This window comes from Streptomyces sp. CHD11, from assembly GCF_018638295.1.
Classification (GTDB): Bacteria; Actinomycetota; Actinomycetes; order Streptomycetales; family Streptomycetaceae; genus Streptomyces.
In genome coordinates this window covers 366,919-379,663 of record NZ_JABTTS010000002.1, presented here as the reverse complement: position 1 = coordinate 379,663, position 12,745 = coordinate 366,919, and the positions used below count along the sequence as shown (strand labels likewise).

Below are 12,745 nucleotides of genomic sequence, written 5' to 3'. Positions count from 1 at the left end.
GCTCAGGTCCGTACCTGGATGAGCGCGTGGGTTCCGCCGGTGCGCCAGCGCCTGCCCCCGGCGGCCGTCAGCGCCGCCTCCGTGCCGGCGGTCAGTCCGGTGATCACATCGGACTTGAGGGTGCGCAGGGCGGCGACCGGTCCCGGGAAGTACCGCGTCACGTCGGCGAACGGTGTGGTGGGGGGCCAGTACCGGTCCCCGACGAGACGGCGGTAGTTGAGGTCGCCCTTGACGACGGTGACCGCGGCGGCGGCGAAGTCGGCGCGCAGTTCGTCCGGCATCTCCGCATAGGGCAGGGGCGAGCCGGAGAAGGGGTGCGCGCGCAGGGTGAGCCGGCCGTCGGAGAGAGCGGCCCACAGGCCGCGCCCGTACTCGGCCGCCGCCCCCTCGGCGCCGGTGAGCCTGCGCACCGCGTCGACCACGTCGGCGGTGGTGGCGTCGGAGACGTAGTACGGGTACGGCTTGATGTGCAGCACCGCGCGGCCGATGCGGCCGTGGGCGAGCAGGTGCGCGATCAGCAGCAGGTCCGGGACGAGTTCGCGGCCCGCGTTGTCGGCGACCAGGCACAGCGTGTCCGCGGAGGGCGCGGCGAGCAGTGTCCACAGCCGCTCGGTGTCGTCGGCCACCAGGGCGGGGACGGCGGCGGCTTCCCCGGCCCCCTCGGCGGAGAGCCGGAAGCTCAGGTCGGCCCGGTTGCCCCACAGGGAGCCGTGCAGCAGGGCGGCCGCCTGTTCGTCCTCGGGGCGGCCGGTGAAGCCGTCGAGTGCGGCGAGTTCCCCGTCCGTGGCGGGAGAGTCGAGTTCGGCGAGTTTGGAGGGCCGGAACGGGTCGACACCCTGCCAGGGGCCGGGGCCGAAGTAGCCCACCGCGTCCAGCAGCCGGCGGTAGAACCAGCTCTCGGACCACAGCCAAGGCACGTCGTACCAGGAGCGGCCGGCGTAGGTGTCCATCCCCCAGTCCCGCCAGCGCTCCCGGTCGTGCGCGCCGGCGGGGAGGGGTTCGATGATGCCCTCCGTGCAGTTGGCCAGCAGGGCGTCGAGCGCCCGGCGCTCGGCGGGCCCGTACGGGAAGGAGTCGCGTACCTGCCGGATGATCGCGGGGTGCCGCTCGGCCAGCACGCCGTGCGGGAACGTACCGGGCTCGTCGGGAACGATCACGGGCGCGGTGGGGGTGTCGGACATGCGGCTCACCGTAACGCGCGCCCGTCGGCGTGCGCCGGACGTCACACCGGCACGATCTCCCGTTCCAGCCGGGCGGCCAGGCTGAGATACCGCGCGCGCCGGGTCACGGGTACCAGGCCGCGGATGAGGATCTGCCACATCTCGGCCGTGCGCCGGGGCTGGCGTGCGACGGATTCCCGGGAACGGCCGACGACGCGGGTGCCGACGAAGAAGCAGACGAGGGAGTGGGCCACGACGTCGATGTCGACGTCGGGATGGACGTCGGCCTCCTTGACCGCGCCGAGGAGCCGGGCGGCAACGATGTCCAGCCACTCGGTGAAGGGGTGACTGAGCGGCGGGCGGGGGCGGGGGCCGCCGGTGGCCAGCCGCAGTCCGGCCCGCAGGACGGGGTCCTCGGCGGACATCCTGGCTATGCAGAAGGTGAGGCGCATCAGCGCCTCCAGGGAGGTGTGGCCCCGGCCACCCGTGTCCCTGGCCAGCCGGCGGCAGGTCGTGGACTGGAGCTCCAGGATCGCGTGCGCGAGGTCCTCCTTGGCGGCGAAGTGGAAGTACAGGGCCCCCTTGGTGACACGGGCGTGTTCGACGATGTCGCTGAGGCTGGTCGATTCATAGCCCTGCCGGTCGAACAGGTCGGCGGCGGCCGTGATGATCGTCGAGCGGGTCTGCTCGGCGCGTACCTGCCTCGCCATTGCCTGAACTCCTGAGCCGCAAAGGAACGGGTCGTGCCGTCTGTTTAACGCCGAGTACACGATAACTCACCCTGTGGCGATGTCCACCACGCCGGGAATTTGCACAAACTCAAATGAATCCGGCGTAAGGAGCAGGCAATGGGCAGGAAAGCCGACAGGCCCGTGTCAGGGTGCGGACAGGTTCGGGTGGCGAAAGCGAACGGCGGGCCGGCCGGTGCCCCATCCGCACCGCAGACCCTCGACCCGGCAGGGAACCCACCTCGGCAGAAGGCGGTTGACCAGGAACGGGGCGCTGCGCCGCGCATCGGCACGGGAGGTGAACGCGCCGGGCGGTTCGCCCGTACTCCTGCGAGGACCCCCGCGTGCCCGCCCGTCGAAGGAGGCGTTCCGGATGCCCCGGACGACCGCACACCGCACCGCGCTCGCGGCGGCACTGGTGACCCCGCTGCTGCTGCCGCTGTGGTCGGCGGGGCAGGCGCGGGCGCACGGGGCGCCGACGGACCCGGTGAGCCGGGTGGTGGCCTGCTCGCCCGAAGGAGGCGCACGCACGGGGTCGGCGGCGTGCCGTGCCGCCGTCGCCGCGAACGGTGCTCCGTTCACGGCGTGGGACAACCTGCGGGTGGCGGACGTCGCCGGCCGGGACCGGCAGCGGATCCCGGACGGACAGCTGTGCAGCGGGGGCCTGCCCGCCTACCGGGGCCTGGACCTGGCCCGCGCCGACTGGCCGGCGACCCCGGTGGGGCCGGGCGCGGCGCTGCCGATGACATACGTCTCGACGATCCCGCACAGCGGCACGTTCCGGATGTATCTGACCAGGCCAGGCTACGACCCGGCGAAGCCGCTCACCTGGTCCGACCTCCCGGAGCGGCCGTTCGCCGAGGTGGCGGAGCCAGCCCTGACGGACGGCGCCTACCGGTTCCGGGTGACCCTGCCCGCGGACCGGTCGGGGCGTCATGTGCTGTACACCGTCTGGCAGAACAGCAGCACGCCGGACACGTACTACTCCTGTTCGGACGTGGTGTTCCCGCAGGGCGAGAAGGCGGCGGCGGCACCGGCGGGCAGCAAGCCGGAGGCCGAGCGGCAGAAGGACGGGAAGACGGCCGCCGAGAGGCCCTCCGCACCCCCGGCCCAGAGCCCCCCGGCCCCGGCCACCTCCGCCCGGAACACCCCGTCACCCCGCACCTCGGAACCCGCGAGCACCCCCGCCGCCCGCACCGCCTCGGCCGCCTCGTCCGGGCCCTCCGCCCCCCTGCTCGCGGGGGGCGCCCTCGCCGTCCTGGTGCTCACCGGGGCGACCGCTCTCGCGCTGCGGCTGCGCCGGCGCTGAAACCGCCGCGCACGTCCGCGAGCCGTGATCTCCGGCCCATACCGGCCATTCGGTACGGACGTTCCGCGCGCCACTCCTCTCCTCACGGTTCATCACAATGCGGCAGCATCACCTCACTTCACGTGGCCTTTCACTTGACTACCGGTGGTCGCACAGGGTTGGCTCCGGGCCAGCGAGAGTCACCCGGTCGGCCCCCCGCTCCCCGCGACGGCCGTCCGCGCTCGCCCCTGCTCTTGCTCGGCCGCACTGCGAGGTCCACTCTCCTCATGAACACGTCCCTTCCGTCCCGCCGCTCCCCGAGACACCGCCCGGCGGCCCTGGCAGCCGCGGTCGGCCTGCTCGTGACCGGCTGTGCCGCCTTCGGCGCGGCCGACGACTCCGCGGACCCGGACGGCGCGAGCGGGCCCGGCACGGGACGGACGAAGATCACCCTGATCACCCACGGCAGCGAGAACGACGCCTTCTGGGACCGGGTGCAGAAGGGCGCCGAGGCGGCGGCGGCCAAGGACGGCATCGAACTGACGTATGTCAGCGACCCGGACCCGGCGGAACAGGCCGAACTGGTCCGCGAGGCGGTCCGCGACGGCGTCGACGGCATCGCCCTGACGCTGGCCAAGCCACAGGCCATGAAGGGGCCCGTGAACGAGGCACGCGCCGCGGACATCCCCGTCGTCGGGCTCAACGCCGGTATCGACGCCTGGAAGCCGGCGGGGCTGCTCGCGTTCTTCGGCCAGGACGAGAGCGTCGCGGGCCGGGCCGTCGGCGAGAAGCTGAACGGACTGAAGGCCAGGCACGCCCTCTGTGTCGTCCACGAGCGGGGCAACGTCGGCCTGGAGGCCCGCTGCGCCGGGGTGAAGAAGACCTTCGGCGGGACCACGGAGAACGTCTACGTGGACGGCACCGACCCGGACGCCGTCTCCGGCGTCCTCGCCGACCGGCTGCGCCAGGACCCGTCCATCGACGAGGTCGTCGCCCTCGGAGCGGACTTCGCACTCGCCGCGGTCGACGCGGCGGCCGAGGCGGGCAGCGGCGCCGGCATCGCCGCCTTCGACCTCAACGAGGAACTGGTGGAAGCCGTGCAGGGCGGCAATGTGCAGTTCGCCGTCGACCAGCAGCCCTACCTGCAGGGCTACCTCGCCGTGGACGCGCTCTGGCTGTACCGGACCAACGGCAACATCAGCGGCGGCGGGGTCGCGCCGGTGCTCACCGGGCCGGCGTTCGTCACGAAGGCCAACTCGGACTCGGTCGCCGGTTTCGCCGCCGGCGGAACCCGCTGACGGGCCGGCCCGTGCGTACTCTCCCCCAGACCCGACCGCTCTAGGACCGTGATGTCTCGGACAGGTGCCCGGCGCCGTTTCGGCTCCATACGTCTCTCGCTGTTCCTCCTCGCGCTGGTGTCCAGCGTCACCCTCGCCGGCATGTGGGGGCTGACGACGATCCAGATGTTCTCGGAGGGGCTGGAGCTGCGCGCCCAGACGGAACTGAGCCGGTCCACCGGCGCCATGGGCACACACGCCACGCTCGCGCTGCAGAAGGAGCGCCGGCTGGCCGCCGCGTGGCTGGCCGATCCGGGAAGCTCGCGGTCCGCCCTCGACGCGCAGCGCGACAGGACGGACGCGGCCGTCGCGAAGCTGGCCGGGCAGGCGGACGCGATCGCCGAGGCACCGGCACGCGTCTCGGACCGGCTGTACTCGGTCCTCGGTTCGGTGGGCAGCCTGGAGTACTACCGGGACCAGGTGGACAACCCCGGCGACATCACCGCCGAGGACGCGCTCGACCAGTACACCTCGATCATCGACGATCAGATCCACGCCTTCCAGGAGCTCTCCCAGGTAGACGACGGGGACCTGACCTCGCAGGCCCAGCCGCTGATCGCGCTGGAGCACGCGGCGGAGCTGGTCTCCCAGGAGGACGCGCAGCTCACCCTGGCCTGGCCCGAGGGACGCCTCGACGCGGAGAGCTGGAGCGATTTCGCCAAGCTGGTCCACACCCGGCGCTGGCTGGTCGAGGACCAGATCGTGCCGTCCCTCAGCGGGAGCACCAAGGCCCAGACCGAGGAGATCCTGCAGAGCCCGGAGTGGCGCGCCCTGAACGCCGTCGAGGACCAGGTGCTCGCCACCGCGGCGGAGGGCAAGGACCGCAGCGTCGAGCTGCCGGACCTGCGCGAACGGTGGGAGGAGGCCATGGACGCGGTCTCCCCGAAGTACTCCACGATGATCCGGCAGCAGACCGACGCGCTGCTCACCCGCAGCGCCGACGAGGCCCGCAGCCTGCTGGTGACGGCCGCCTCCCTGAGCGCCGCCGGGCTGGCCGCGCTGCTGCTGTGCGTGGGACTCTCCTGGCGCATCACCCGCTCGCTCTCCCGCAGGCTGCGCGGTCTGCGGATGGCCACCCTGAGCCTCGCCGAGGAACGGCTGCCCGATGTGGTGGCCCGGCTGGAGCGCGGTGAGAAGGTCGACGCCGAGTCGGCCACGCCCCCGCTGGACTACGGCCACGACGAACTGGGGCAGGTCGCGAACGCGTTCAACACCGCGCAGCGCACGGCCGTGCACACCGCGGTCGAACTCGCCGACACCCGGCGCGGGTTCCAGAAGGTCATCCTCGGTATCGCCCGGCAGAGCCAGAACCTGGTCAACCTCCAGCTCAGCAAGCTCGACGCACTGGAGCGCCGGCACACGGACCCCGAGGTCCTCAAGGGGCTGTACGAACTCGACTCCACGGCGAGTCAGTTGCGCCGCTACGAGGAGAACCTGGTCATCGTCAGCGGTGAGCGTCCCGGCCGGACCTGGAGCGAGCCGGTCGCGCTGATCGACATCGTGCGCAGCGCGGTCGGGGAGGTCGCCGAGTACCAGCGGGTGGAGGTGCTCACCGAGGAGGAGGTCTCGCTCGCTCCGCCGGCGGTGGCCGACGTGATCCATCTGCTGGCCGAGCTGATCGACAACGCGACGGTGTACTCGCCGGCGCCCAGCCCCGTCGGGGTCCGGGCGGCGATGGTCGCCAAGGGCCTCGCCGTGGAGATCGAGGACCGGGGGCTCGGCCTGTCGGAGGAGGACTACGCCTCGCTGAACGCCCAGTTGGCCAGGCCCCCGCAGTTCGACGTGGTGGCGCTCGCCGACGACCTCCGGCTCGGCATGTTCGTGATCTCGCAGCTGGCTCACCGGCACGGCATCGCCGTGACCCTGCGGCCGTCTCCCTACGGCGGGACGACGGCGATCGTGCTGATCCCGCACGAGATCGTGGTGCGGGACGAGCCGGGCGGCCGGGACACCGCGCTCGCCGGGAGGGTTGCCGGCACGGCGGGCGGTGAGCGCGCGGAGACCGGCGCCGGCCCGCGGGCGGGCACGGGCGCGCCCGCCGCGGCGTCCCGGCCGGCAGCCGCCGTACGGACCGCCCCCGCGCCGGCTGCCCCGGTGCCCTCTCCGGGCCCGGGGGGACTCACCCCGCTCCCCCGCCGGGTGCCGCAGACCAGTCTGGCCGCCGAACTGCGCGAGGAGTTGGTGCCGGACACCGGTGAGGAGTCCGGCGACGACTTCACCGCGGAACACGCCGCCTCCTCCCTCGCGGGGTTCCAGCGCGGCACGAGCCAGGCACGGGACGACGGAACCGGCGACGCGGACGCGGACGCGGACGCGGACGTACCGGCGTATGTGCCCGCCGCCGAGTTCACGACGCCGCCCGCCGACCGCCGACCGCCGACCGCTCACGAAGGAACACCGTCATGACACGCCCCACCCCCGCCACCCACACCCAGCTGGACCAGCTGCTGACCGGACTCGTGGAACGGGTCGCCGACGTGAACCAGGCCGTGGTGCTCTCCGAGGACGGGCTGGTGGTCAGCAAGTCCACCGGATTCCTGCGCGACGACGCGGAGCGCCTCGCGGCGACCGCCTCCGGCCTGATGAGCCTCAGCAAGGGCGTCAGCATGGACTTCCGCGGCGGCCCGGTGCGGCAGGCGCTGATCGAGATGGCGCACAGCTACCTGATCCTCACCTCGGCCGGTCCCGGCGCCCATCTGGTGGTGCTGACCGGGCCGAACGCGGACGTCGGTGTGGTGGCGTACCAGATGAACATGCTGGTGAAGAAGATCGGCGAGCACCTCAGCGCGGCACCCCGGGAGACCTCCGGACCCGCCGCCGACCCCGGCGTGTGAGGTGGGCGGCAGCGACTCGGCCGGCCGGCTGGTACGGCCGTTCACCCTGACCGGTGGCCGCACCCGGCCCAGCCGCGCCGACTTCGAGCTCATCACCACGGTGACGGCCGTGGACCCGCAGCCCGAGGACGCGGCCCGGCCGCAGCCGGAGCACCTGCGGATCCTGCGGCTGTGCGCCGAGCCGGTCGCGGTCGCCGAGCTCGCCGCGCGTCTCGACCTCCCGGTGAGCGTGGTCGTGATCATGCTCTGCGATCTGCTGGAGGCAGGCCGGATCACCGCACACCCGCCGCACCCCGTCACCCGTACCGCACCGGATCTGGACCTGCTGCAGAAAGTGAGGGAGGGCCTTGGCCGGCTCTGACACCACCGCTCAGGCTTCCGCCGACCGTCCGGCACCCGACACGGTCAAGATCCTGATCGCCGGCGGCTTCGGCGTGGGCAAGACCACCATGGTCGGCTCGGTCAGCGAGATCGTCCCGCTGCGTACCGAGGAGCCGCTGACCATGGCGGGGCTCGACGTCGACGATCTGGAGGGCGTCGAGGAGAAACGTGCCACCACGGTCGCGCTGGACTTCGGCCGGATCACCGTCTCGGACGATCTCGTGCTGTATCTCTTCGGCACGCCGGGGCAGCAGCGGTTCTGGTTCATGTGGAACGACCTGGCCCTCGGGGCGCTGGGCGCGGTGGTGCTGGTGGATGTGCGCCGGCCCAAGTCCAGTTTCGCCGCGATCGACTTCTTCGAACGCCGGGGCATACCGTTCGTGATCGCCGTCAACGGCTTCCACGGTGAGCATCCCTACCCGGTGGAGGACATCCGTGAGGCGCTGACGCTGCCCGAGGGTGTTCCGGTGCTGCTGTGCGACGCACGGGAGCGCGAGTCGAGCCGGGATGTGCTGATCGCGCTGATCGACCGGCTGATCTCGCAGGCGGAACCGGCGGGATGAGACGCCCCCGGGGTGCGGCCGGCCGGCCGCACCCCGGCGCCGGTCAGTCCAGTCCGGCCGACTTCAGCCAGGCCTTGGCCACGTCCAGCGGGTCCTTCTTCTCCGTCTGCACCTGGGCGTCGAGGTCGAGCAGGGTCTCGGTGTCCAGCTTCGCCGATACGGCGTTGAGCGCGTCGACGCCCTCCTTCGGGAGCGCGTCCTTGTGGACCAGCGGGGTCACGTTGGCGAACCCGAAGAGGTTCTCCGGATCCTTCAGGACGACGAACTTCTCCTTCACGATGGTCGGGTCCGTGGTGAAGATGTCCGCGGCCTGGACCTCGTTCTGGGTGAGCGCGGCCTGGGTGAGCGGGCCGCCCGCGTCGAGCGCCTTGAACGACTTGAACTTCAGCCCGTAGACGGCCTCCAGGCCCTTGAGTCCCTGCTGCCTGGTCTGGAACTCGGGCGAGCCGCCGATCACCAGGTCGGGTGCGATGTCCTTGAGGTCGGCGAGGGTCGACCCGTCGGTGAGACCGTGCTTCTCGGCGGTCTCGGCGTTGACGCTGACCGAGTCCTTGTTCTCGGCCGGTGAGGACTCCAGCAGCGTCAGCGCCTTGTCGAGTTCCGCCTTGGCGGCCTCGTTCACCGCTTCCGCCGACTCCTGTCCGGCCTCGGGGTCGAGGTAGGAGAGAAGGGCGCCGTTGTACTCCGGGAGCACCGTGATGGAGCCGTTCTTCATCAGACCGTACGTCGTCTCCCGGCTGCCGATGTTGTGCTTGTAGCTGACGTTGAGGCCCTTGGCGCGGAGCGCCTCACCGTAGATGTCGGCGAGCAGGGTGCTCTCGGCGAAGTTGTTGGAGCCGACGACGACGGTGCCCGTCTCGGCCTTCTCCCCGTCCAGGGGGTTGTCGGAGGTGCCGTCGGAGGAACAGCCCGCGAGCAGGGCCGCCGCGGCGGTGAGTGCGACGGCCGCCGCACCGGTGTGCCTCGTCGTGGACCTGCTGCTTTTCGCGGTAGAAGTCATTCATCGATCCAATCCAGCCGTTTTACGGTCAGTCAAGAACATGGTGGTCACGGTTTGTGACATGAGGGGGTCCTGGGCGTCAGCCGGAGGGAACGGGCGACGTCCTCAGCGCCTGCGCACGCCCGGTGAGACCGCCAGCCGTCCGGCGGCCCAGAACAGCGCGAGGGTGACGAGTGCCAGAACCGCCACGAGGGTGGCGCCGCCGACCACCTTCTCGTAGTCGCGCTGGTAGAGCCCGTCGATGATGTACCGGCCGAGACCGCCGAGGCTGACGTACGCGGCGATGGTGGCCGTCGACACGATCTGGACGGCGGCCGACCGCAGTCCGCTGAGCATCAGCGGGAGCGCCACCGGCACTTCGACCTGGAAGAGGATCCGCGACTCCCGCATGCCCATGCCCCGGGCCGCGTCCACCGGGGCGGGGTCGAGGGAGCGCACCGCCTCGTAGGTGGTCACCAGGATCGGCGGCACGGCCAGCACGACCAGCGGGATCATCACGGGCAGCAGACCGAAGCCGATCAGCAGGACGGCCAGCACGAGCAGGCCGAAGCTGGGCAGGGCGCGGGCGGCGTTGGCGATGAAGGCGATCGCGTTCCCGCCGCGACCGGTGTGCCCGGTCAGCAGGCCGACGGGCAGGCCGATCGCGGCGGCGATCACGAGGGCCAGCAGCGAGTACTGGACGTGCTCCCAGAAACGCTGCGGGATGCCGTCGTAGCCCTGCCACTGGGCGCTGTCGCTGAAGAAGGCGTCGATGAAGTTCAGGACGTTCACCGGACAGCGCCTTCCGGGGTGATCTCTTCCCGCCGCGCGGCGGGCTTCGGGCGGGTGCCACCGCGCGGCATCCACGGGGTCAGCACCACGCGCAGCAGTACCAGCAGGGCGTCGCACACGGTCGCCAGGACGGCCATCGTGAGCACGGCGTTCACCGCGAGCTCGGGCCGGTCGTACTTCTGCGCGGCGGCGAGGAGATTGCCGAGGGCGCCCTGATTGCCGATCAGGGCGCCGACGCTGACCAGGGAGATGCTGGAGGCGGTGGCGACCCGGAGGCCGGCGATGATGGCGGGCGCGGCGATCGGCAGCTGCACCTGGACGTAGCGCCGGGCCGGGCCGAAGCCCATGGCGGTCGCCGCGGCGAGGGTCTCCTCCGGCACCGAGCGCACGCCGTCGACGATCGCCGGGACGAGCACCACGAGGCTGTAGAGGGCCAGCGGGATCATCACGGTGAGTTCGGTCTGGCCGGTGTAGTCGATGAGGACGACGAAGAAGGCCAGCGACGGGATGGCGTACAGCACCGTCGTCACACCGAGCACGGGCGGGTACAGCCAGCGGAAGCGGCCGCACAGCAGGGCGAGCGGCAGCGCGAGGAGCAGGCCGGCGGCCACCGGCAGCAGGGCCTCGCGGGTGTGCAGCCCGATCAGACCGAGCCAGCTGTGCTGGAGGTCGCTGGGAATGTCGAAGAAGCGGTTCACCTGGCGGCCCCGGCCGTGTCCGGGTCCGTGCGGCTCTCGGTGTGGGCGGCCCGGATGGCCTCACCGATGCTCTGCTGGGAGACGACTCCGGTCACCCGGCCGTCGCCGTCGACGGCGACGCCCCACCCGGTGGGCGAGAGCACCGCGCAGTCGAGGGCGGCCCGCAGTGAGTCGGCGCCGGGCACGAACGGCCGTCCGTACGGCAGCAGCCGGCCGGTCCCGGTGCCCCCGGCGGCCAGCTCGTCGCGGCCGGCCCAGCCGAGCGGACGGCGGTCCGCGTCGGTGACGAGGAGGTGGGGTGTCCCGGCCGCGGCGATCCGCTCGGCGCTCGCGCCGGCCTCGATCACCGGGCCGGTCGTCAGCTGCAGCGCGGCCGACGGGAAGAAGGACAGCCGGCGGATGCCGCGGTCGGCGCCGAGGAAGTCCTCCACGAAAGCGTCCGCCGGCGCGGACAGCAGCTCGGCGGGCGGCGCGTACTGGGCCAGCCGGCCGCCCTCGCGCAGCACGGCGACCATGGTGCCGAGTTTGATCGCCTCGTCGATGTCGTGGGTGACGAAGACGATGGTCTTGCCCAGCTCGTCCTGGATACGCAGGAGTTCGTCCTGCAGTCCCTTGCGCACCACCGGGTCGACCGCCGAGAACGGCTCGTCCATCAGCAGGACCGGCGGGTCCGCGGCGAGCGCCCGCGCCACGCCGACGCGTTGCTGCTGGCCACCGGAGAGCTGGTACGGATACCGCTTGGCCAGCGCGCTGTCCAGGCCGACCCGCTCCATCAGCTCCGCCGCCCGCTCCCGGGCGCGCTGTTTGCCCCAGCCGAGCATGCGGGGGACGGTGGCGATGTTGTCGACGATCGTGCGGTGCTGGAAGAGACCGGCGTTCTGGATGACGTAGCCCATGGACCGGCGCAGGGTGGTGACCGGTTGCCGCCGGGTGTCCGCACCGTCGAGCAGGATCGTTCCCTCGGTGGGTTCGACCATCCGGTTGATCATACGGAGGGTGGTCGTCTTGCCGCAGCCCGAGGGTCCGACGAGGACGGTGACCGAGCGGTCGGGAATCTCCAGCGACAGCCGGTCGACCGCCACCGTGCCGTCCGGGTACCGCTTCGTGACTGAATCGATCCGTATCAAGGCGCCGAATGCCCTTCGGGTGGCGGAAGTGTCTGACGGGGGTCGCTCGCTCTGTCGCCGGACGAGTGTAGACGGCGCCTCCGACAGAACCCCGGAACCCCTCGCCCCGGCCGGGAGAGCCCCGGGCTACGCCGCCACCTGCCCCGATTCCACCGAGGAAAACCCCGCCGTGCGCCGCACCCGGCGGTCCGCGGTCACGGCGAACACCTCGCAGCCGGGGCGTGCGGCGGCCCGCGCGACCCCCTTCCCGTCCCAGCGCGGGCCGCCGTGGCGGCCGCGTCCGCCTCGGTCAGGGTGGGGGGCGACGACGGTCGCGTTCAGCAGTCCGGTGGCCGGGCGGCCGGTGCGCCCGCGGCCGGGCTAAGAGCGCGTCCACCGCGCCGCCGGAGAACCCTTCGCCGTCGATCCGCAGCGACACCGGGAAGCCCTTGACGTGTTCGACGCGGCGCATGTCAGGAGCCTCGCGCGTCGAGGGCGGCCTGCAGCGAGTCCCGGTAGCCGTCGCTGGTGACGGTGGCGCCGGAGACGGTGTCGATGTCCGCGGACTGGGCCTCGAGTGTCGCCTCGATCAGCGTCGGCACGGCGGCCGTGGTCTGCGGATGGTCGGGCTGCCGGAGCATCCGCACGGTGGTGACGCGGTCACCGTCGAGGGTGACCTCGACCTGGACCGGGCCCTTCTCGGTGTCGACGGTGGGGCCCGCGACGACCCGGGTGGTGCTGCCCGGGACGGCGGACACGGTGGGCGCGGGCGCGGGCCCGGCGGTCCTCGGCGCCACGTCGGCGGGCGCGTAGCGCCAGAGTGGGATCAGGCCCGCGACGGTCAGGGCCAGGACGGGCAGTGCTCGCTTCACGGGGTTC

Annotated in this window: 13 protein-coding genes and 1 pseudogene; 6 read left to right on the top strand and 8 right to left on the bottom strand. The window is 72.2% G+C overall.

Going from position 1 to position 12,745, the window contains the following annotated elements; translation table 11 throughout:
* Nucleotides 1–2: 2 nt before the first annotated feature.
* Together HTV45_RS03480 and HTV45_RS03475 are read right to left on the bottom strand one after the other, a co-directional pair.
* On the bottom strand, nucleotides 3–1,181 hold the full coding sequence (locus HTV45_RS03480; RefSeq protein ID WP_215204077.1) for a damage-control phosphatase ARMT1 family protein: 1,179 nt from the start codon (nucleotides 1,179–1,181) through the stop codon (nucleotides 3–5).
* A gap of 41 nt (nucleotides 1,182–1,222) precedes the next feature.
* Nucleotides 1,223–1,870: a ScbR family autoregulator-binding transcription factor gene (locus HTV45_RS03475; RefSeq protein ID WP_215204076.1), complete on the bottom strand. Its 648-nt coding sequence runs from the start codon at nucleotides 1,868–1,870 to the stop codon at nucleotides 1,223–1,225.
* Nucleotides 1,871–2,261: 391 nt separating this feature from the next.
* Between HTV45_RS03475 and HTV45_RS03470 the strand changes: the two genes are divergently transcribed.
* From HTV45_RS03470 to HTV45_RS03445, 6 genes are all read left to right on the top strand, one after another.
* Nucleotides 2,262–3,197, top strand: coding sequence for a lytic polysaccharide monooxygenase (locus HTV45_RS03470; protein WP_215204075.1), 936 nt, complete (start codon nucleotides 2,262–2,264; stop codon nucleotides 3,195–3,197).
* Nucleotides 3,198–3,463: 266 nt separating this feature from the next.
* Nucleotides 3,464–4,474: a substrate-binding domain-containing protein gene (locus tag HTV45_RS03465; RefSeq protein WP_215204074.1), complete on the top strand. Its 1,011-nt coding sequence runs from the start codon at nucleotides 3,464–3,466 to the stop codon at nucleotides 4,472–4,474.
* A gap of 48 nt (nucleotides 4,475–4,522) precedes the next feature.
* Nucleotides 4,523–6,919: a nitrate- and nitrite sensing domain-containing protein gene (locus HTV45_RS03460; protein ID WP_215204073.1), complete on the top strand. Its 2,397-nt coding sequence runs from the start codon at nucleotides 4,523–4,525 to the stop codon at nucleotides 6,917–6,919.
* A complete protein-coding gene (locus HTV45_RS03455; RefSeq protein WP_215204072.1) occupies nucleotides 6,916–7,347 on the top strand; it encodes a roadblock/LC7 domain-containing protein in 432 nt (143 codons plus the stop codon). The genes HTV45_RS03460 and HTV45_RS03455 overlap by 4 nt, the downstream gene beginning before the upstream one ends.
* Nucleotide 7,348: 1 nt before the next feature.
* The gene (locus HTV45_RS03450) at nucleotides 7,349–7,708 is read left to right on the top strand and encodes a DUF742 domain-containing protein (protein WP_215204071.1); all 360 of its coding nucleotides are present in this window, start codon (nucleotides 7,349–7,351) and stop codon (nucleotides 7,706–7,708) included.
* Nucleotides 7,695–8,291 (top strand): ATP/GTP-binding protein, encoded by a 597-nt coding sequence (locus HTV45_RS03445; RefSeq protein WP_215204070.1) that lies wholly within the window; start codon nucleotides 7,695–7,697, stop codon nucleotides 8,289–8,291. The genes HTV45_RS03450 and HTV45_RS03445 overlap by 14 nt, the downstream gene beginning before the upstream one ends.
* Nucleotides 8,292–8,334: 43 nt before the next feature.
* Here the strand turns inward: HTV45_RS03445 and HTV45_RS03440 are convergent, their stop codons facing one another.
* The 6 genes and pseudogenes from HTV45_RS03440 to HTV45_RS03420 form a co-directional block, all read right to left on the bottom strand.
* Complete coding sequence (locus tag HTV45_RS03440; protein WP_215204069.1) at nucleotides 8,335–9,291, bottom strand: ABC transporter substrate-binding protein; 957 nt, start codon at nucleotides 9,289–9,291, stop codon at nucleotides 8,335–8,337.
* A gap of 105 nt (nucleotides 9,292–9,396) precedes the next feature.
* Complete coding sequence (locus tag HTV45_RS03435; RefSeq protein ID WP_215204068.1) at nucleotides 9,397–10,062, bottom strand: ABC transporter permease; 666 nt, start codon at nucleotides 10,060–10,062, stop codon at nucleotides 9,397–9,399.
* The gene (locus HTV45_RS03430; protein ID WP_215204067.1) at nucleotides 10,059–10,760 is read right to left on the bottom strand and encodes an ABC transporter permease; all 702 of its coding nucleotides are present in this window, start codon (nucleotides 10,758–10,760) and stop codon (nucleotides 10,059–10,061) included. The genes HTV45_RS03435 and HTV45_RS03430 overlap by 4 nt, the downstream gene beginning before the upstream one ends.
* On the bottom strand, nucleotides 10,757–11,887 hold the full coding sequence (locus HTV45_RS03425; RefSeq protein ID WP_215204066.1) for an ABC transporter ATP-binding protein: 1,131 nt from the start codon (nucleotides 11,885–11,887) through the stop codon (nucleotides 10,757–10,759). Before HTV45_RS03425 ends, HTV45_RS03430 begins: the two co-directional genes overlap by 4 nt.
* Before the next feature lie 126 nt (nucleotides 11,888–12,013).
* Nucleotides 12,014–12,238 (bottom strand): annotated as a pseudogene (locus HTV45_RS33890) (FAD:protein FMN transferase); the annotation flags it as partial.
* A gap of 101 nt (nucleotides 12,239–12,339) precedes the next feature.
* Complete coding sequence (locus HTV45_RS03420) at nucleotides 12,340–12,738, bottom strand: FMN-binding protein (protein WP_215204065.1); 399 nt, start codon at nucleotides 12,736–12,738, stop codon at nucleotides 12,340–12,342.
* Nucleotides 12,739–12,745: the final 7 nt, after the last annotated feature.